We start from the raw sequence: 19,282 nt of genomic DNA, 5'->3' as shown, positions 1-19,282 counted from the left end.
GCGGCGCGGTAACCGGGCGCGAGCTTTGCGTTTTCGACGTCTGAGCTGTCACCGATTTTGCAGTCGATCAACTCCGCAAGGTCAATAACTGCTAATTATCCAAGGACGCGTTCGCTCAATTACTTCTGAATAGTTTTTTCGCGAGGCTTAATCACCCCTGCATATTTGTAGAGCGTAGTGCGAGAGACTCCGTATCGGCGCGCGACCTCCGAGACTTGAATGTCAGGATCACGCAAAAGGGCTTTAATCTCCCGCACTTGTTTCTCCCCCAGTTTTGGTTTACGACCACCGGAGCGACCTCGGGCACGCGCTGCCGCCAATCCGGCTTGCGTCCGCTCACGGATCAAGCCACGCTCGAATTCGGCTAACGCCGCGAAAACGTGAAAAATCAACTTGCCCGCCGCGCTGCCGGTTTCGATCTTTTCCGTCAAACTTTCAAACCCGACGCCACGTTGCTCAAGATCGTTCACGATATGTACAAGGTCGGGTAGGCTGCGCCCAAGTCGATCCAACCGCCATACCACTAGGGTATCTCCTGCCCGAAGTGCCTTGCGACACTGCTCAAGCTCTGGCCGTGTCGTGTTCTTGCCGCTAGCCGCTTCTTCGTAGATAACGCCGCATCCGGCCTGCTGAAGCGCGTCGCGCTGCAGGTCTAGGTGCTGATCGTCGGTCGATACGCGAGCGTACCCTATACGTTGATTCATGGACGCAACCAGGACATTGAAAACTTGACGGATATGTTAACACTTACGAGCGATTCTCACGACGAAAAATTGCGATACTTTCATCTGTTCAGAAAACCACCGTTTTCTGAACACTAGAAAAACCTTCTTTCACTTTTGAGTAAGCCATAGCAATTTATTCCCTGCACTACACCGTTTAAAACAACAGACAAAACACTGTATTCAAGAAATTTTCAGACATATATCACCTTGATGAGAGCGAGCAACAGCTTGCTCATGTATGCCGTTTACCTACATCAAGGATTCTCTATGTCTGAATCGTTCACTACCGATGGGCAACGTGCTCATCGCGCCAAGCCGCCTATCCGCTGCCCAGCCTGCGGCTCTTCTTCTATTCATACTAAAAACCACGCTCAAAAACTCGGTGCGATTCAGTAGGCGTAAAGGGTTGTTTCAGCGAGAAGGACCTTGGCCTGCGCGTGCCAATGATGAGGCTCGAACACAGGTAGCCGTTAGGGACGACCGTTTCCTCCGCGTCTGGGGTACCGGTGGCGGTGAAGCGTCTACCTTTAAGTCCTCTTTGCTCCCGTAGAACAAAGGTTGGGTAGATGCTTCTATGGCTGACGCTATCGCCCCGTTATTGAAACGCGCTGGACATCTCTTGGTATGCGGCTTCTAGTAGCATTTACCAATGTTTCAGTGGAGGGGGGCCGTTGGGGGCGCCGCGCCAAAGTTTCTTGCTTCATCGCATATAGCGTTGAGAAGTGAGGGTCTGCTTTGCCAGACTCTGCGTGCTGCACAGCAGTACGGCTTAACACCGCCCGTTCGGCAAGTTGCCGTATGACAAAAGCAATGTTAAAAAAATTAGTAAAATCAATAGCCTAGTGATATGCACTTCCCCAGGCTGCTCTAAGTCAGTATCCCTTGCAACATCCGTTGCCTCTTCCGGCGCATGATTGCCCGCTCGCACTGGCCAAATAATTGGGCCGTCATTTGACGGCGAAGTCCAACACTGCGTTTGTAACTTCATGAAAACCGTTGTATCGTGAGGATTCATTCGAGACCGCCTAGGCTAGGATAGTCCCATCTAAACTTAAGATATTTTCTATTGACTAGAGATTTTTGATAGAAATATTAGAACTCTTTGCAAAGAATAATCAGCTGAACATGGACAACATGACTGAGGGCCTATTGGCCAATTTGGACCAGGTCGGGGGCTGGGCAATTGAAGGCTTGCGGCTGTTCGCGGCCTATATGCCTCACGTTCTAGGTGTTTTAGCCCTTCTCTCCGTCCTTTTCTTCATTCGAGGCCTATGGTACCGGGCTCGCCTAGGAGGCGTGCTGAGGAAACTGCGCAAGATGGACGCCAAAGCTAACCGCGAGGCCATACAGAACATCTTTCCCTCCAAACGCCTTCGTCACCTATGGCAGGAATACAATCAAACCCTTCATGCTCAATATGAGGAGCAAGACGGCCAGCTCCATGTGGCGGTCATACGCTCCACCATCCCCGCCGAGATGTACTTTAATGACCAGTATGTCGTCGATAGTCATTTAGGAATCGAGTTTTTTAAGCATTTACCGGGCATTTTCACAGGGCTGGGCATTGTTGCCACCTTCGGGGGCATCATTGATGGTTTGAAGCAGTTCCAAGTCAGCGAAGACACCGCTGTGGTCCGGAATAGCCTTGAAATCCTCATGCAGTCGGTGGGACACGCCTTCCTTGTTTCAGCGTGCGCCATTGCACTGGCGATGCTTTTTACCCTTCTGGAAAAGCTCCTTCTCGCGTCTCTCTATAGAAAAACCGAAGACATCTCCCAAGCTATCGACACACACTTCAAGTCAGGCGCTGGCGAAGAGTACCTGTCCAGATTAGTAGATGCCTCGGAGGCTTCGGCCAGCCAAGCAAAGATTCTCAAAGACTCCCTGGTGAGCGACCTGAAGCAGGTACTTCAAGAGCTCACTCAATCCCAGATTGACGCCGGGATGGCCTTACATACCCAACAGCTTGCAGCAGCAAAGGAAGGCAACAAAACCTTGGGCGAGGTGATTTCTTCCAGCATTGAGCAAAGTCTGAAAACGCCTTTGGATGAAATTGCCACCTCAGTTAAAAGCGCTTCTGGAGACCAAAGCAAAGCCGCCATCGACATGCTCAACGATGTCATGGTTCACTTCAGTCAACGGCTGAACGACCTTTTTGGCGGACAGATTAGCGGCATCAACGAACTAAATAAGGAAACGGCGAAAAGCATGCAAGACGCCGTAACCGCACTCAACACACTTCTTGGAAAGGTCGAAGATAGTGGAAAACGCGCCACGGAAGAAATGGCACTGAAGATGGCCTCCTCGATTCAGGCGATGGAGGAAAGGCAAGCCAGCATCAATGCGCAGACGCAAGACTTTGTTGACCAAATTCGCAAGCTGGTCGAAAGCTCGCAATCAGAAACGCAACAAAAGCTTCAAGGTACCCTGGAATCTGTCGGGCAACAGATGACAACCATCTTAGAGACGCTCAATACGTCCCAGGCCCAAGTCTTCGCCCAGAATCAGGCCCGAGAGCAAGCGATGGCCGACCGTGCCTCCAACGCTGTCAGCCAGATGTCTGGCAGCGTTGAGACTGCTATCCAAGAAATCAGCGCCGCATCGAAAGCCATGACTGAAAGCGTCTCCGCGCTTTCCTCTGCAACAAGCTCGTCGGTCGAGAAGATGAACGCAGGCGCGGAACGCCTCGGGATAGCGGCTTCGTCGTTCGCTAACGCAGGCGAGCGCGTCGCCGAGGTCATGACTCAAACCACCTCGATTGGAAATAAGCTGACGGAAGTGTCCAGCTCGCTTTCTACGAGCTCGACCTCGCTGCATGAGGCGCTTGGCGACTACAGAACACAACGAGAAGCCCTTGCGCATGTCTTGGCTGAGGTCAGAGAGATGATTGGGCTTGCTGGCAAGGAAGCTAGTATCACTGCAGATGCTCTACAACGCATTGAGGTTTCGACAACTAAGCTCGGCTTAGCTCAAAAAGCGGCAGACGAATATTTGGATGGGGTCAGCCTAGTTCTGGAACAATCTTCGGATTCTTTCAGGGACGCCGTGGTAAACACGCTCTCAAAGGTGAACTACGAATTCCATGAAAAATTGAGTTCTGCCGTTGGCCTACTTGCGACCGCTGTTCAAGAGCTCGAAGGTAGCCTTGGCACGATTGCAGCTCCTGATAAGCGATAAGCATGATTGGGGCAAAAATCATCGTAAAGCGAGGGGGACGGGAAGAGGCGGAAAAACCCTTCTGGATTTCGTTCGCTGACCTCATGAGCGCTCTGGTGGTGCTGTTCTTAGTGGTCATGGGCGTTGCCCTACTGTCGGTGACGCAAACCGTCACCGACATTCAGACCGAAGAAGAGATTCACAGCAACAATATTCAAACAATACTCGACCGTTTTGAATCTGCCGCAGCATCCTACGAGGGTATTACTATCCACAGGGACCGTCATGCCATCGACTTTGGACAAAGGGCACAATTCGCTTTCGGTACGTGGCGACTCAACACTCAGCAAGAGTCTGTACTTCGGCAGTTTGTCCCTGAAATTCTCGCAATCGCTAATGATGAGCTGGGAAAAAACATTCTAAAGCGGGTTGTCATCGAAGGCTATACCGACAAAACAGGCTCCTACCTCACTAACCTGAACCTCAGTCTACAGCGAAGTCAAAAGGTGCTGTGCGCCATGTTTGCTACCTCTGGACCAAATTTGCTGGATGACTCCCAGAAAGCAGATGTGCGTAACTTGTTTTTCGTTGGGGGTTACTCTTTCAATGCCGCGAAGGAAAGCGACGAAGAAAGTCGGCGCGTCGAGATGCGCCTCGAGTTTAGGGGGGTGAAGGAGGAACCCCGTCATACGCCAATAAATATCGATGACAATTTTGGAGAGTGTGCTCTGCGATGAATAGCGCCCTTCAGCATCTGGCTAACAAACTCTCTCGAAGTTTTGACCTGTCTGCCAGTTTGACGAGGAGAGAGGGTGGTCTTGATAAACACTTGGCTACGCTACAGCAGCACGTCAAAGCCGGCTCAAGCCCGTACGAGCCAGAAGACCTTCAAGCCAAAGCGGTACGTCGTTTTTGGGAAACGACTCGACTTGACACGCTTAAAGAAGCCAGGCTCGTATCCTTCGGCATGTGCTTACCCAGCCACCCAGGCGGCCCCTGCCTTCTTGAGGATTCAAAACGGTTTGATGCGGCGCTCAGCAGCGACACCGGCGTTGACCAATGGGTCAAGGAGCCTAAATGGTTTCGCCGCTGCTACCAAGGTTTAGTCCGCAGCTACTTTAGCTATGACGACCGGAAGGGGAAAGTGGCGCCCGATGAAGGCCGCAAAAACTGGAAGAAACTGCGTGAGTATCTGCACGATAGGTCTTCAAATATCATCGACCCTGTGCGAATCAACCCCGACTGGGCCATCACTGCCGTTGAAAATAAAGGCTTATTTTCAGAGAACCCCTGTTTGCCATATGCCAAGACGGCGCTATCGGGGGATATGTCTACCATTAACCGTATCCGAGAACTGCTGGGGATTACGGACGACTCTTGGTTCACCAACGAGCTCGTACTCTCCCAAGTCCGTCACGCGGTGGCTTTGCCGTATGAGGAATTTAAGGCGCAAGCCCCTAATCTACTGACTATGCTGGCGAGTCTGGCACGACACGGAACCAAGGTTCGAAATCGAGGCTTAACGCTCATCCTTGACTCCTATGCCCAAAACGGCTCACCTGCCATCTTCGAACAACTGCGAGACGTGTCCGTGGAGTGGTGGGGAAATCCATGGCTTCCATCGACGGCAGCCCAGTGGGGAGGCGTGTCACCGCAAGCCAGAGAGATGATTTCGGAGTGGCTTCGAGGCGAGTTTATTGAGACATTCTTCACCAAACTTGCAGAGGATGGCATTGGAGACCGCAGGAGGGCTAACTTCTGGCTACGCTACGTAAAATCCATGACGAATGTGCAATTCGCCTTTGGGCCTCGTGCTCTGAATTCGCCTAGTCGAGACTTCGCAGTGTTGTTGGACAAAATGAAAGGTTTGTACACGGAGTTAAAAGACTCTGGCAGTGCGAACAACGCATTCATCATGACGCTGGGGAATCTAGTCGCTGTCGAGTTTAGTGACACAGGACACGCGTTTTATGGGTATCAGAAAGGAGCCCTGCCATTTGTCTTTGATTCGTCCGAGCCGTTGCGCCTTTCTGCTAGAGCGGTTAACACGCTAAAAAACACAGACCAAAGTGTTATTAGGCTACTGCACAAAGACAATATTCACGGATGGAACAGATGGGAGGATATGTACGATGCGACCCTCAGAGAAAGCTTTGGCATTCTTCCAGATGATGCGCTACCGCGCGGGCATCTCGTGACCTCGCCCGCCCGGGCAGCGTCCGACACTTCCCGGTCAGAACCCGTTTCACACATCTCCTCACCCACAGAGTCCTCGCGAAATTCACTAATCGCCAAATATGGCAGTTTTTCCGGTTACAAACTTCAATCACTATCGAAGAGCAGAGGATTCGATATCGCAGACCTTCGAGCGAAGGGAGGCAATATTTGGGCATATACACAGAGTAATGACCCCGAATTAATCCAACTCTTTAAATCTTGGAGGTTCCAGTACAAGGCTGGAAAAGGCTGGTGGAAGTAAGGTAAACCATGGTATTCAAGCTCTTTAAGAAAAAGAATTCCTCCTCCTCGATAGCTTGGCAGCGCACCCTCTCTGCAAGCGGCGTCGTCGTCCATCAATCCCAGGGGGCAATGCGCTTGGATTCTGCGCTACTTGCCGGCTACCTGGCACAACTCGTCGATGATGGCCTTGCCCTAGAGTCAGAGCAGGAAGTGACGATTCCTTGGGACGCTATCTTTACGGCGCTCCAACGCCCGGACTATGAGGACTTAATCAGCGTATTAGCGCTCCCTTCACTGACCACCATGCGTCCGGTCTTGCAAAGTCGCAACGCCCTCACAGACGAGAATTTTTCTATTATGCTAGCGGGATGGCAGGATGAAAGCGGGCGCACCGTCGACAGCAAGCTGGTTGGCCCGCTTTTGTCTCGCCCAGGGACTGATGAGCTCATGCGCCCCGAGCATTGGCCGCTCCTCAAGGAGGTCATCGCCTTTTCTAAGCGCCCGCCTGAGGCTCGTCACGACTTAGAGCACCGACAAGCCTGGGGGAAAATTCGAGCGCTCGCGCTCGAAGCCAATGCGCGTCTGGATGACTTTCTTCGCCGCACGGTGGTGCTCACTCCTGAGCGGCTGGATATCGGACTTCGAAAAATTGCCATCGCCGAAGACCAGGTCATTGAAATCAGCCCATCCTTCGAAGGGGCACCCGAAGGATGGCTCGAACGCTTTGATGCGCTCCGGAGCATTCCTGACCGCTACGATATTCCAACACCTGACGGCATCGTCCAGGTTCTGATTGTCCCTCAAGTCAAAACCGTTCTTCAAGAGGTCAAACGGTTACCGCATCGACGTGTCGCAGGGTCGCGAGCCCAAGCTTTTTCGCTGAACCCCTATGCCACCCTTGGGGAGGACGCTAAGGCGGTCATTGACGAAGAACAATTTGAGCAAGCCAGAGAAGCAGCAGGCATTCAATTTGACCGGTTCACCCCCGTCATCGAGCGAGACGCGAGTGGCTACCCCCGGAAAATTAGCCTATTAATTGAATCGGCGAACGCCTCCGGACTGAGTTTCTCAGAAAGCATCGAGTTCGATGACACCGAACTTTCTGAGTTTATTGCTCGGATGGAATCCGCATTTAAGAAGAATTTTCAATTGCTCGGCTGGCGAGGCTTCGACCTGGAGCTGCTTGGCGAAACGCCGGACTATCTTGCTGAATTAAAAGCGGCTTTGACGCAACGCCAACAGGACAATGCATTGGTTAGGTACGAACAGGTACATGACCTAAGTGCTTACTCCTCCCGTATCGAAGGTATTGGGTTCGAAGAGCCCTACTACTCCCCCTACATCACCAAGAAGGGCAATGGTGATTGGGTTCCCGAGAACATTCAGGTTCTCATCGCCTCGAATCCTGATGGTCCACAGAGCGCTTTGGAAGGGATTCCCGTTACCGAGGAAGTCCTTGAGACGCTTCGTGAGGCGGTAGCGCAAGCTCAAGCCGAAGGGAAGGCCTCCGTCAAAATTGAAGGGCTTTCCAACGACATTCCTCTGGACCAAGCGAAGGATATCGTCAATTCTATTGACGGCGCGTTAAGAGATGTCCAGCAAGGTAAAGACCCGACGACCCGGGAAAAGGCCACAGCCCCAAAAGCACCGCCTCGCAAAACACTCATCCTACGACCTAATATCGAAACGGTAGACTACGAAGAAAGTCGACGAGAAGCCTTGCTCGCCCTGCCTTCGGCGGCAGACATACCAAACGCGCTCAACCCGGAATTTTCGTTACTGCCACACCAGGAGCAAGGCCTGGCATGGCTGCAGCATCTGTATAAGTCCCGAGTCGAGCGTGAAGTCAGAGGGGCCATCCTGGCTGATGACATGGGGCTCGGGAAAACGTTCCAGCTGCTATCGCTGATGGCGTGGCTGGTTGAACGAAACCCAAGCGTCGCTCCTATGCTCGTTGTGGCTCCTGTATCGTTACTGGAAAACTGGGCAGAAGAAGCTGGAAAGTTCATTCGGCCTGGAGTCTTGCCCCTTCTGACCGCCTACGGTGATGCGCTGGCCGGCCTGCGCGTGCCGCGAGCAGACATTGAAGAGCGGCTCAAAACAGAAGATGGACTTGTTCGATTTCTCAAGCCAGGCTGGATTGGTTCTGCCAAAGTGGTCTTGACCACCTATGAAACCCTCCGTGATTTAGAGTTTTCATTTGCGGCAGAACATTGGTCCGTGATGGTCTGTGATGAAGCGCAACGCATCAAGAATCCTGCTGCCATGGTGACGCGCGCTGCAAAAAAGCAGAACGTGGATTTCAAAATTGCTTGTACCGGTACGCCCGTCGAAAATAGCTTGGTCGATTTGTGGTGTCTTTTTGACTTCGTGCAACCTGGGCTGCTCGGCGCGCTCAATGACTTCGGCACTCGCTACACCAAGCCAATCGAAGCCAAGACTGACGAAGAACGGGCTCGTGTTGAAGAGCTTAGGCTCCGAATTAAGCCGCAAATCCTACGCCGAACGAAAGCCGAAGTCGCAAAAGACCTCCCTCAAAAAATCATTGTCGAGGCGTGTCGTCACCTGGCGCTATCTTTTGAGCAACGCAAGCTCTACGCCTCAGCCATCGAAAGCTTTAAATCAAGAAAGGACCCTGGTGCTATTTCTCCTTTCAAGAACATGTTGGGGCTGTTGCACTACTTGAGGCTAATCTGCACGGACCCTCGTCGATACGGATTAACCGCGCCGAACCCGGAACCTGTGAAGCAATACCGGGAAAAATCCCCAAAGCTGGATTGGCTGCTCGAGCAGCTGAAAGTCATTCAGGAAAAAGACGAAAAAGTCATCATTTTCTGCGAATTTCGTAACATCCAGCGGCTGCTGAGGCATTACATCGAAGAACAGTTCAACATTTCTCCGCCCATAATAAATGGTGACACGAGCGCGACCGCCGGTCATGCGGATAGCCGCCAGCGTCAGATTAAGAAATTTCAGGAAGCGGCCGGATTTGGTGCCATCATTCTGTCGCCTGTCGCCGTAGGCTTTGGCGTAAACATACAGGCAGCGAATCACGTTATCCACTACACCCGCACGTGGAACCCCGCTAAGGAGGACCAGGCGACAGACCGAGCCTACCGCATTGGCCAGAAGAAAGACGTGTACGTCTACTACCCCGTCGTTAAGGCAGACGACTTTGCAACGTTTGACGTCAAGCTGGACCAACTCCTGACACGCAAACGCGAACTCGCTGACGACATGCTCAATGGCTCGGGAGACATTCGACCTGGTGATTTCAACGTGGAGGACGTAGTCCCGCCGTCTGACAGAGACTCCCTCAACGAGCGTATCACTCTAAGCCATGCGCTCAGCATGGAGCCTCGTCACTTCGAAGGGCTCGTAGCCATTCTTTGGGGAAAACAAGGATATGCGTGCTATTGCACGCCCCAGTCTAGAGACCAAGGCGTAGATGTAGTAGGTACACGAGCCCAAGAGGGGGTACTCATCCAAGCTAAAACGTCGAGTACAGATGGTAAGAGGCTAGGCTGGGATGCAGTCAAAGAAGTCGTTGCCGGTGCTGCATTCTATCAACGGAAGCACCAGAACGTTGACTTCCAAAAGGTTTGCATCACCAACCAATTCTTCAATAGTCAAGCGCACGAGCAAGCTGCGTTCAACGAGGTTCTACTTATAGACCAAACTGGATTGGCGGCCTTGCTGTCGCAACATCCTGCGACGATGCTCGAGCTCGACCAAACTCTTTATACCGAATGGGGAAGCTTCTCTGAAGCGAACTGAAATCCAAAATATTTTGCGGTGGGTTTGAAGACAAAAAACTATCTGAGCTGTCCCCTTATGTGCTGTTGGCAACCGCTTGCGATGGCACTCTGGCGACCACCGCACAGTTCACTGCCGTGCGGGTCGTCTGTAACAACACCCTAGCCGTCGCCATTGATGACAGCCGAGGCTCGGTGAAGGTGCCGCACAGCACCTCCTTCGATGCAGAGGCCGTCAAACGTCAGTTGGGTATCTCGGTATCCAGTTGGGACACTTTCATGTACCGCATGAAGCTGCTCAGTGAACGTACGGTGAAGCACACAGAAGCAGAGAATTTCTTCCGGCAACTGTTTGCTGATCCGCGTCAGGACATTGCCACTCAGCCCAACGAGCGGGCGATGTCCAAGGCGCTGGACATCTACAACGGTCGCGGCCGGGGTGCAGAACTGGGCTCATCCAAGCAGACGGTGCTTGGCCTGCTCAATTCCGTGACCGAGTTCGTTGACCATGAACGACGCGCCCGCAATACCGACTACCGGTTGGATTCGGCCTGGTTCGGTCAGGGGGCGGTCCTAAAACAGAAGGCGCTGGATCGCTCTTTGGCGATGCTGACATGACACACAATCTCTTTCGACCACGACGGCATAAGGCCCGGCAGCTTGATTGCGCCGGGCCTTATGCCTTTTATGGAGTTTATTCATGAATACTGCTATTCAAGCTCAATCACAATCTCATCGGCCCGCCCTGCGGCTGGTCAAGACCAATACCCTTTCCCGCGACGAATGGCTGGAAGTCCGCAAACATGGCATCGGCAGTTCCGATGCCGCTGCCGCTGTCGGCCTGAATCCCTACAAGAGCCAACTGGCTCTCTGGATGGAGAAAACAGGCCGGGATGCCGACATGCCCAAGCCTGATCCCCACGATACGACGGCCCCCGTCTATTGGGGCACGCTACTGGAACCCATCGTTGCCGCGTCTTACACCCAGCAGACGGGTCGCCGGGTCCGCAAGGTCAACGCCGTCCTGCAACATCCTGAGCGGCCCTGGATGCTCGCCAACATTGATCGTGAAGTGATCGGTGCGGGCGATGTGCAGATTCTCGAATGCAAGACAGCCGGGGAGTTCGGTGCACGGCTCTGGAAGGACTGTGTGCCAGAGTACGTTCAATTGCAAGTGCAGCACCAGTTGGCTGTGACCGGCAAGCAGGCAGCGGATGTCGCCGTATTGTTATGCGGTCAGCAACTACGAGTCCATCGGATTCACCGCGATGACAATCTGATCGCCAAGCTAATGATGCTTCAAGAGCGGTTCTGGCATTACGTGACAACCGACACACCACCACCCGTGGATGGCTCCGATTCTGCTGCAACGGCATTGCAGTATCTGTATCCATGCGATAACGGCGAACACCTGGACTTCACCCAGGACAGCCAAATGTCGGCGCTCTTTGCCGACTTGCAAGACGCCCGCTTTCAGGCCGAGAAATACAAGAATCTGGAAGAGCAGTTCAAGCAGCAAATCCAGCAGGCCATGGGTGATGCCAGTCACGCCACCTTTGAAACCGGCACTGTCAGCTGGAGGCGCAGCAAGGACAGCAGCGTATTGGACAGCAAGCGCTTGCTGTCCGAGCACCCGGAACTGGGCGTCCAATACAGTCTGACACGATCTGGTACCCGACGCTTTCTTGTCCAGGCATGAAGCCCCAGCACCGAAGCAGCCCACACCGTCTTTGCGTCGATCCAAACCTGCCGTCCTTCGGGGCGGCTTTTTTTTGCACGTCCGTTGAACGATCAGCGGGCTTTCTTCTTTGGAGTCCATCATGATTAAAGGTCTATCCATCACCCCACCCGTCCTGGGTCGTATTTCCATTGGTCGCGTCGTTGAACGCAATGGCAAGCGGCTACCCGAAAAGGACGATCAGTTCACTATTACCAGCCAGGTACAGACTAAGGAAGGCTGGGTACCTCACCCGCTGGACGAGGCGCTGCGCAGGAACAGCCCCAACGGAAAGCTGCGCTCCATTCCGGTAACGCTGCTTTTCAATGATCCTGATCTGAACCTACGGGCTGAATATTCCCTCTTCGACCGTAGCACCGGACGCCCAATGTGCGTAGGTAATGGGGAAACCTGTCGGCGTGTGACAAGCGCAGGGATACAAACCCTGCCATGTCCATCCACTGATGGCTGCGAAATGGCCAAAGGCGGTGCCTGCAAACCCTATGGACGTCTGAACGTCAAGCTAGGCGATGACGATGAGCTGGGAACCTTCATCTTCCGTACAACGGGCTACAACAGCATCCGCACCCTGGCGGCACGCCTGCACTACTTCAAGGCTGTGTCTGGCGACCTACTGGCCTGCATGCCCCTGGAATTGCGTCTGCGTGGCAAAAGCACCACGCAGTCACGCGGCACCCCTATCTACTACGTCGATCTGACCATACAAGAAGGGATGACACTGGACGAAGCACTGGCCCAGGCCCAACAGACCTACGCTCGACGCCAAGCTCTGGCCTTCAACCAACAGGCACTAGATACCGTTGCCCGTGAAGGCTTTGGCAATGGCGCGTTTGAAGACAATCCCGACGATGCGCTGGATGTGATCGAGGAGTTCTTTCCAGATCGTCCTGGGGAAACAGTTCAACCAACGGGAAAGCCGTCATTGAACGCGAAGCTGGACAAGATTGCCGCCAGCGCGGAGGGAGCATCGGCTTGATGCGCCGGCTGCCACCTTCGCTTCAGCGACGTTTAGACAACGAGGAGAATGGCCATGATTAAGAACCTGTGTGCTGTCGTGGGCTTTGCCATGATCGCTCATTACAGCTATCAGCATTACCTGCAGTACCAAAGGCTCAAAGCCGAAAACGCGCTTTTACGTCAGCGTTGGAAGGAGTGCGCAGATACGAAACCAAATTGAAGCTGAGTGGGAATTCAGCAGATGCCTCGGAGAAGTTGTCTGGATCATACTGCTCTAGACTCCTGGATACGTTCGTGTATCCAGGCTTCCAACTCACTCTTCAGCCATCGGGAGCTACGCCCAAACTTCACGGGCCGGGGGAACTTTCCTTCCTGAATCAGCTTGTAAAACCACTTGTCGGTCAAGCCGGTGTATTGAGTCATGAAGGTCATATCGACGAACTGATCTTCGATCAGGGTAAAAGGTACGGCATTTGGAACGTTAGAGCGGACGCTGGCGGCGAGGGTTGTGGTCATGTTGCTCTCCTGTCTTGTTGAAAGGCAGAAGTCGATGTCGATCAAGGTCAACCGGCACCTCTTCCACAACATGAACCAACTTGATAAAAAATTACAAACTACTGCCTATCGATCGCTCACCATCCCCATAACGCTTAGTCACGTTCTTTGCCAGATAGTTTGCGCAAGCAACCACATCTTGAATCTGGAGGTTGATAGCTGCGCTGTTTCTGTCAAGATAAAAGTTTGGACCGAAATGGACCAATGAGAAAAAATCTGAATGGTTTAAGTGTGTCGCACTACACCAAGCCTGGCTGATCATGGCGGACAGATTACCGGTAGTCACCAAATAATCACCCAACGAGTGATATATGTCTTTACTGACAAAAAGCAGTACGTGATAATGTTTTTTCCCATTCACGTCACCATACTCGCGTACCCAAACATAATTCAATACACAGGACAGCCTCCTGCGCCAAGCCTTCTCTTTTCGCTTTAGATCAGCATCAATCTTGGCTTTTAGTGACGCGAAGAACCGGGTAATTACACGCGAGTCAGTCTCAGCCAAGGTTTGGACTACTGACGGAAATCGCAAATCACATCGAACGACCATAAGTCTCGGATGGGTCTCTAAGGCTTTAAGGATCGTATTGAAGTTGATGGTTTGATACTCAGGGTTATAACGGCTTAATTCCATGTTCATTACCTATGATGTTTATGTCATAGGTAATGGGTGCTCTATATTTTTTTATCTGAAGCACCATCCATAGCAATTAGGCGTTTGGGGTTTCCTGATCACATCAGCAACAGCTACTTCTCTATTACTAAACCAACAATACGCCACGGGAAAGAGGCGTAAAACTTCCATTGCATGGCAGCCGCATGGCTTACGAACAGGCCCCTTAAACGGCAAATATTGCTCTGACGTTACCCGGCGGTGAATCCCCTACTTTCCTTTTAACAACCATGCTGCGTATTCAACCCACCCCACATCAAATATGACCCTTTGATGAAACCAACCGAAGCATGATGAAGCAGCACTGTAAAAGTCTCCCACCTCATGCCAGAGAAGAGATGACCGAATGACGTAGCCCTAGACTAGCCTTGTGCGCACATACATTACAGATTACGCTGTTGCTGATTCCATCAGACCTCTATACCCTTTATAGGGAACACATAGGGAAATTGCCACCTAGTGCCAATATAGTTCCAATGTAGCGCCGATGCAGTTAAGTCACAGTTCACGGGTAGTATGAAACTAGTTCCCCATCCTCATAAATAGCTAATTTCTATCAAACAAGAAGAAACGTTAGGCATGTCACTTATCCATGAAGACAGATTACAGGAACTATTTCCACACTGGCGGCTGGAGCGTCGTGAGATCATCTGGCTATTTTTCAACCTCCAATCGCGAGGAGCAATCTTCAATTTTGATTTACCTGGTTTACGCGAAGGAATGGCTAATTACATCACTAACTTTAATCTGACCGCCGAAATCAATATCCAGAAGAGTTACCTGCTCCTCCCGGAGCAAGCGTTTAGCTGGGTCGAAAAAAATGGACGTCAGCCAGCTTGGTTGCTACGAGAAGTCCAACGCAGATTCAATGGAATACTGGTAGATCCAGCGAGTTTGACACCAAAGGAACGTCTTATCGCATTGTTCGACAATTGGAATATAGAGAAGTCAAGCAAGCTAAGCGCTGTGGATCAACTAAAGGGAGCTTGGGTCCAGCAGCAACTTCAGGACAGGAAACTCTCTTGGTATGCCAGCGCTGGCAAAGAAAAACAAAAAAGTCAGCTCGCTTGGCAGTGGTATCAAAAACAACATCAATTCGTGGCAATGTACGCTACCGAGTTCTCAGGCTTTCAGGACATTCTGGAGTTCCTTGACAGCACGAATTTCAGCCAAGAAGAGAAGCTTCATCACCTTGAACAAATTAAGAAAAGGTTTAAGGCCCAGCAAACGAAAGCAAACCGTCGAGGCAAGGTGCAAACTAATCTCTCCCTATCCGATATTGCTCGTTCACAGTTAGAGGAATTAGCCAGAAGGGAGCGAAAAACCAAAACCGAGGTAATTGAGCTTCTGATTCAAAGCGCTCACGAGAACGGTCTATTACAGTAGAACAATCGCATTTGTTGGTATATTTGTTGGTACAATTTAATTTAATTAAAAAAATTTCATATAAATCAAATATTTATATGAGCTTTCGAGTCCGGCCCCGGCACTATCAATAGTCTTCTGCCAGCTCAATCGCCTAGAGGATTCTGTAATGCCAATCCCGTATCTGGGAATCCCTACAAAAACTCTATTCAAGCTTAGCCACAGTAGCGAATTAGTTTTAATCGCATTTGCCGACTCTACGACTGTGCTTATTCAGTGGTCTTCGCTCTCTCTGCAAGCCTTCACTTAAGAACTGCCGCTTGCCTAAGCACACGAACGACGCCACAGAAGAAAAACCCAAGCCGTCCCCAAGGACAACGAGCGCACAAGCTTGAATAACCGTTATCACCCGCATCTTCCTAAACCACTTGTAAGTGACAGTAAAAATTAAAAGCCCCTAGAAAAACTGGGGTTGTTCGCTTTGCCTGTTTGTTCTGCCGAAGTGGATGACACCCAGTCAGGGCTCCCCCTTAGAAAAAGGGAAGGGGGATCACCACAATACTGAAAACGATAACGGAGACACAATGGTTCTAAAGATGCCGATACTGGCAGGCGGGCTGCTGGCCGCTTTGCTGGGAATAGGGTCAACTGCCCACGCGCAAACCAATGTACAGCTGTACGGTCTGGTTGATGCCTGGGCAGGCATACATAAGCCTGTAGGAGGCAACAAGCGGGAAGGGACGGTAGGCGGGGGAGGGATGACAACCTCTTACTGGGGCTTGAAAGGCCAGGAGGAGTTGTCCAACGGTGTTCGCGCCGTGTTTGCCATGGAAGGGTTCTTCCGGCCAGAGACAGGTCAGGCGGGGCGGTTCAATGGCGATCCCATGTTTTCGCGTAGTGCCTATGTGGGTTTGCAAAGTGATGATGCAGGTACCTTGACGCTGGGGCGGCTGACTACGCCTTATTTCGTCTCCACTATCTTGTTTAACCCGTTTGGCGATTCCTACACTTTCTCCCCGTCGGTGTTTCACACTTATCTGGGGATGGAGGGCCAAGGTGTGCTGGGCGATTCGGGCTGGAGCAATGCGGTCAAATACACCACGCCAGACTTCAATGGCCTGACGGCAAACTTGATTTACGGGTTCAGTAACGAGCCTAACAAGTCTGGCTCCAATAAATGGGGTGGCAATGCGCTGTATTTCAATGGTGCTTTCTCGGCGACATTAGCCTATCAGCAGATCAAGTTCGACAATCAGGCCGATGATCTGGAAAAAATTATTGTGGGCTTTCGTCATCAGCGAGCAAGCCAGCTAGGCATGGCTTATGACTTTGATTTTGTCAAGGTTTTTGCTCAGTTTCAGTACGTGAAGAACACCATCACTAGTGGCGACATCACGATGAAGGGCGGGCAGTTTGGTGTATCTGTCCCCATGGGCGGCGGCAAGGTGCTGGCTTCGTATGGTCATACTCGTAGCAGCGGAGCGAGTGACGTCAAGCGCAACAGCTGGGCCTTGGGTTACGACTATGACCTTTCCAAGCGCACGGATGTTTATGCCGCGTATTACAGCGACAAACTGACTGGTTTGTCGCGTGGCGATACGTTTGGTGTGGGTATACGCACACGCTTCTAAACGGTTCACTGTAGTAGAAGGCAAGCAGACGACATGCCCGTAGACGTGTCGTCTGCTTTTAGGCTTATTGAATCCTTGGCCTCAATCCCAAACCGGCGCCAAACCCTCCGGATCAACCAAACGCTCCCCGCGATCCAGCTCCGCAATCCTCTGTAAATCCTCCGCATCCAGCTTCAGCTCGCCAGCCTTCAGGTTGCTTTCCAGATTCGCCCGTTTGGTCGACGAAGGAATCACCGAAAACCCTTGATGCATCGCCCAGGCCAGTGCCACTTGGGCCGCAGTCGCTCCATGTTTAGCTGCGATCTCCTGCAACACCGTATCCTGCACCGCCTTGCCGTAAGCCAAGGTCATGTAGGACGTCAGGTGCACGCCTTTCTCCCGTGCAAAGGCAGCCAGCTTGGCGTTTTGCAGGTAGGGGCTGATTTCTACCTGGTTGGTGGCGATGTTTTCTGCGCCAATGGCGTTGATGGCTTCGTCCAGCAGAGCGATGGTGAAGTTGGACACGCCAATCTGGCGGGTCAGGCCTTGTTCGCGTGCTTGCAGCAAGGTTTGGAGCGACTCTTTTAAAGGCACAGCGCCTTGTGGCGACGGCCAGTGGATCAAGGTCAGGTCTACGTGGTCGGTGCGCAGTTTCTCCAGGCTAGCTTTCAGGCTAGGGATCAGTTTGTCGGCAGACAGCTCGTCGATCCAGATCTTGGTGGTGATGAACAGTTGGTCCCGAGGCACTCCGGATTCGGCAATGGCTTGGCCAACTTCAGCTTCGTTCTCGTAGATCTGGGCGGTATCGACGGCGCGGTAGCCAACGTCCAGGGCGGTGCGTACTGAATCAATGGCCGCTTGTTCTTTCAGGCGGAAGGTGCCGACGCCGATTTGTGGGATAGACATAGTGGTAACTCCATTTGAGTAAATTTGTACGGGTAGCAAGAGCAGCCCGTTGATGCGTATGGCGGAACGCTTCCAGTGCTGATTGCGGGAGCGTTCTCGTTGCTTTGGTGCAGCAGTATTGCTGGGTTGTTGCGTTGTTGGGGCTTGATGCTTAGCAAACCGCCAGGGGTCTTGCCTTTACGTCCAGTTGATCTTCTTGATCTCGCTGATCCAGTTTGCCGGCCCAGACGGTCAGGCCCAGGGCCAGCAGGACGACGATGGCACCGATCCAGGCGGTATGAATCAGGCCGATGTTGGCGACGATCAGGCCACCACCCCAGGCTCCAATTGCAATTCCGATATTGAAGGCGGCGATGTTCAGGCCGGAGGCCACATCGACTGCTTCAGGGACAAAGCGTTGGGCCTGGTTAACAACATAGATCTGCAGGCCGGGGACGTTGCCAAATGCCACACCACCCCAGGCCAGTACGGTTGCCAGCATCAACCAAGGGTTGCCGGCGGTAAAGGTCAGGGCCAGCAGGACGATGGCCAGCAGCAGGAAAATCAGTTTCAGGGCGGGGATGGGGCCGCGTTGATCGGCCAGCTTGCCACCCCACAGATTACCGATGGCAACCGACACCCCGTAAGCCAGCATGACGCCGCCCACGGCGTGAATGGAAAAGCCCGTAATCTGTTCCAGCATGGGCGCCAGAAAGGTGAAGGCAATGAAAGAGCCGCCGTAGCCCACCGCTGTCATTGCGTACACCAGCAACAGTCGCGGTTGGGCGAAGACGCGGATTTGTTGACGCAGTGTGGCCGGTTTGCTGTGTACTACGTTCTTGGGCACAAAGAGCAGGCTACCCAGGAAGGCGATCACACCCAGGGCTGAGACAGCCAGGAAGGTGGTGCGCCAGCCGAACTGCTGGCCGATAAAGGTGCCCAGCGGTACGCCCGTCACCAGGGCAACGGTCAGGCCGGTGAACATGATGGCAATGGCGCTGGCGGCTTTTTCTTTGGGGACCAGGCTGGCCGCAATGGTGGAGCCAATGGAAAAGAACACGCCATGAGCCAGGCCGGTCAGAATACGGGCCACGATCAGGGATTCATAACCTGGTGCTTGCCAGGCCACCAGGTTGCCGATGGTGAACAGGGCCATCAAGCCCAGCATCAAGGCTTTGCGGGGGACCTTGCCGGTCAGGGCGGTCAGGACGGGGGCACCTACGGCAACGCCCAGGGCGTACAAGCTGACCAGCAGCCCGGCGGAGGGCAGGCTCACGGCCAGGTCCGCCGCGATGGTAGGGAGAAGGCCAACGATCACGAACTCTGTCGTTCCGATGGCAAAGGCACTGATGGTCAGCGCCAGTAGAGCTATAGGCATGATGGCATCCTTGCGTGGAGCA

At 52.7% G+C, this 19,282-nt stretch carries 16 protein-coding genes; 11 read left to right on the top strand and 5 right to left on the bottom strand.

All coding sequences use genetic code 11. From position 1 onward, the window contains the following. Window positions 1-119: 119 nt before the first annotated feature. The gene (locus tag ACLPGZ_RS05125) at window positions 120-704 is read right to left on the bottom strand and encodes a recombinase family protein (RefSeq protein ID WP_429641020.1); all 585 of its coding nucleotides are present in this window, start codon (window positions 702-704) and stop codon (window positions 120-122) included. A 288-nt stretch (window positions 705-992) separates the two neighbouring features. Between ACLPGZ_RS05125 and ACLPGZ_RS05120 the strand changes: the two genes are divergently transcribed. From ACLPGZ_RS05120 to ACLPGZ_RS05080, 9 genes are all read left to right on the top strand, one after another. Then, window positions 993-1,121 carry a hypothetical protein gene (locus tag ACLPGZ_RS05120; protein ID WP_429641019.1) on the top strand — a complete coding sequence of 43 codons (129 nt, stop codon included), beginning with the start codon at window positions 993-995 and terminating at the stop codon, window positions 1,119-1,121. 729 nt (window positions 1,122-1,850) lie between these two features. Next, the gene (gene zorA / locus ACLPGZ_RS05115) at window positions 1,851-3,902 is read left to right on the top strand and encodes an anti-phage ZorAB system protein ZorA (protein WP_429641018.1); all 2,052 of its coding nucleotides are present in this window, start codon (window positions 1,851-1,853) and stop codon (window positions 3,900-3,902) included. 2 nt (window positions 3,903-3,904) lie between these two features. Beyond that, window positions 3,905-4,618 carry an OmpA family protein gene (locus ACLPGZ_RS05110; RefSeq protein WP_429641017.1) on the top strand — a complete coding sequence of 238 codons (714 nt, stop codon included), beginning with the start codon at window positions 3,905-3,907 and terminating at the stop codon, window positions 4,616-4,618. Beyond that, entirely contained in the window at window positions 4,615-6,360 is a 1,746-nt protein-coding gene (locus tag ACLPGZ_RS05105; protein ID WP_429641016.1) for an EH signature domain-containing protein, read from the top strand. Before ACLPGZ_RS05110 ends, ACLPGZ_RS05105 begins: the two co-directional genes overlap by 4 nt. Window positions 6,361-6,368: 8 nt before the next feature. Then, window positions 6,369-10,118 carry an SNF2-related protein gene (locus tag ACLPGZ_RS05100; protein WP_429641015.1) on the top strand — a complete coding sequence of 1,250 codons (3,750 nt, stop codon included), beginning with the start codon at window positions 6,369-6,371 and terminating at the stop codon, window positions 10,116-10,118. 59 nt (window positions 10,119-10,177) lie between these two features. Then, complete coding sequence (locus ACLPGZ_RS05095) at window positions 10,178-10,714, top strand: DUF932 domain-containing protein (protein WP_429641014.1); 537 nt, start codon at window positions 10,178-10,180, stop codon at window positions 10,712-10,714. Window positions 10,715-10,796: 82 nt separating this feature from the next. Then, window positions 10,797-11,795, top strand: coding sequence for a YqaJ viral recombinase family nuclease (locus tag ACLPGZ_RS05090; RefSeq protein ID WP_429641013.1), 999 nt, complete (start codon window positions 10,797-10,799; stop codon window positions 11,793-11,795). Window positions 11,796-11,916: 121 nt separating this feature from the next. Further along, window positions 11,917-12,810: a recombination directionality factor gene (locus ACLPGZ_RS05085; protein WP_429641012.1), complete on the top strand. Its 894-nt coding sequence runs from the start codon at window positions 11,917-11,919 to the stop codon at window positions 12,808-12,810. 54 nt (window positions 12,811-12,864) lie between these two features. Beyond that, window positions 12,865-13,011: a hypothetical protein gene (locus ACLPGZ_RS05080; RefSeq protein ID WP_429641011.1), complete on the top strand. Its 147-nt coding sequence runs from the start codon at window positions 12,865-12,867 to the stop codon at window positions 13,009-13,011. A gap of 44 nt (window positions 13,012-13,055) precedes the next feature. On the opposite strand, the gene ACLPGZ_RS05075 is transcribed toward ACLPGZ_RS05080, so the two are convergent. Next, window positions 13,056-13,307: a helix-turn-helix transcriptional regulator gene (locus tag ACLPGZ_RS05075; protein WP_429641010.1), complete on the bottom strand. Its 252-nt coding sequence runs from the start codon at window positions 13,305-13,307 to the stop codon at window positions 13,056-13,058. Between the two features lie 91 nt (window positions 13,308-13,398). Next, entirely contained in the window at window positions 13,399-13,983 is a 585-nt protein-coding gene (locus ACLPGZ_RS05070; RefSeq protein ID WP_429641009.1) for an inovirus Gp2 family protein, read from the bottom strand. 618 nt (window positions 13,984-14,601) lie between these two features. Here ACLPGZ_RS05070 and ACLPGZ_RS05065 point away from each other — a divergent pair. Next, window positions 14,602-15,408, top strand: coding sequence for a hypothetical protein (locus ACLPGZ_RS05065; protein WP_429641008.1), 807 nt, complete (start codon window positions 14,602-14,604; stop codon window positions 15,406-15,408). Window positions 15,409-15,971: 563 nt separating this feature from the next. Then, window positions 15,972-17,018: a porin gene (locus tag ACLPGZ_RS05060; protein ID WP_115634313.1), complete on the top strand. Its 1,047-nt coding sequence runs from the start codon at window positions 15,972-15,974 to the stop codon at window positions 17,016-17,018. A gap of 81 nt (window positions 17,019-17,099) precedes the next feature. On the opposite strand, the gene dkgB is transcribed toward ACLPGZ_RS05060, so the two are convergent. Beyond that, the gene (gene dkgB, locus ACLPGZ_RS05055; RefSeq protein WP_115634312.1) at window positions 17,100-17,903 is read right to left on the bottom strand and encodes a 2,5-didehydrogluconate reductase DkgB; all 804 of its coding nucleotides are present in this window, start codon (window positions 17,901-17,903) and stop codon (window positions 17,100-17,102) included. 151 nt (window positions 17,904-18,054) lie between these two features. Beyond that, window positions 18,055-19,260, bottom strand: coding sequence for an MFS transporter (locus tag ACLPGZ_RS05050; protein ID WP_257112936.1), 1,206 nt, complete (start codon window positions 19,258-19,260; stop codon window positions 18,055-18,057). Window positions 19,261-19,282: the final 22 nt, after the last annotated feature.

This window comes from Alcaligenes sp. Me129 (genome assembly GCF_050487245.1).
In the GTDB taxonomy this organism is placed as follows: Bacteria; Pseudomonadota; Gammaproteobacteria; order Burkholderiales; family Burkholderiaceae_B; genus Alcaligenes; species Alcaligenes phenolicus.
The sequence above is the reverse complement of the archived record's forward strand: the minus strand, read 5'-3'. Positions and strand labels throughout refer to the sequence as shown.

Coding starts and splice junctions, on each gene's coding strand:
- ACLPGZ_RS05070 (WP_429641009.1), bottom strand. CDS start 13,983: ATGGAATTAAGCCGTTATAACCCTGAGTATCAAACCATCAACTTCAAT.
- ACLPGZ_RS05105 (WP_429641016.1), top strand. CDS start 4,615: ATGAATAGCGCCCTTCAGCATCTGGCTAACAAACTCTCTCGAAGTTTT.
- dkgB (WP_115634312.1), bottom strand. CDS start 17,903: ATGTCTATCCCACAAATCGGCGTCGGCACCTTCCGCCTGAAAGAACAA.
- ACLPGZ_RS05050 (WP_257112936.1), bottom strand. CDS start 19,260: ATGCCTATAGCTCTACTGGCGCTGACCATCAGTGCCTTTGCCATCGGA.
- ACLPGZ_RS05120 (WP_429641019.1), top strand. CDS start 993: ATGTCTGAATCGTTCACTACCGATGGGCAACGTGCTCATCGCGCCAAG.
- ACLPGZ_RS05125 (WP_429641020.1), bottom strand. CDS start 704: ATGAATCAACGTATAGGGTACGCTCGCGTATCGACCGACGATCAGCAC.
- ACLPGZ_RS05080 (WP_429641011.1), top strand. CDS start 12,865: ATGATTAAGAACCTGTGTGCTGTCGTGGGCTTTGCCATGATCGCTCAT.
- ACLPGZ_RS05075 (WP_429641010.1), bottom strand. CDS start 13,307: ATGACCACAACCCTCGCCGCCAGCGTCCGCTCTAACGTTCCAAATGCC.
- ACLPGZ_RS05085 (WP_429641012.1), top strand. CDS start 11,917: ATGATTAAAGGTCTATCCATCACCCCACCCGTCCTGGGTCGTATTTCC.
- ACLPGZ_RS05090 (WP_429641013.1), top strand. CDS start 10,797: ATGAATACTGCTATTCAAGCTCAATCACAATCTCATCGGCCCGCCCTG.
- ACLPGZ_RS05100 (WP_429641015.1), top strand. CDS start 6,369: ATGGTATTCAAGCTCTTTAAGAAAAAGAATTCCTCCTCCTCGATAGCT.
- ACLPGZ_RS05110 (WP_429641017.1), top strand. CDS start 3,905: ATGATTGGGGCAAAAATCATCGTAAAGCGAGGGGGACGGGAAGAGGCG.
- ACLPGZ_RS05060 (WP_115634313.1), top strand. CDS start 15,972: ATGGTTCTAAAGATGCCGATACTGGCAGGCGGGCTGCTGGCCGCTTTG.
- zorA (WP_429641018.1), top strand. CDS start 1,851: ATGGACAACATGACTGAGGGCCTATTGGCCAATTTGGACCAGGTCGGG.
- ACLPGZ_RS05065 (WP_429641008.1), top strand. CDS start 14,602: ATGTCACTTATCCATGAAGACAGATTACAGGAACTATTTCCACACTGG.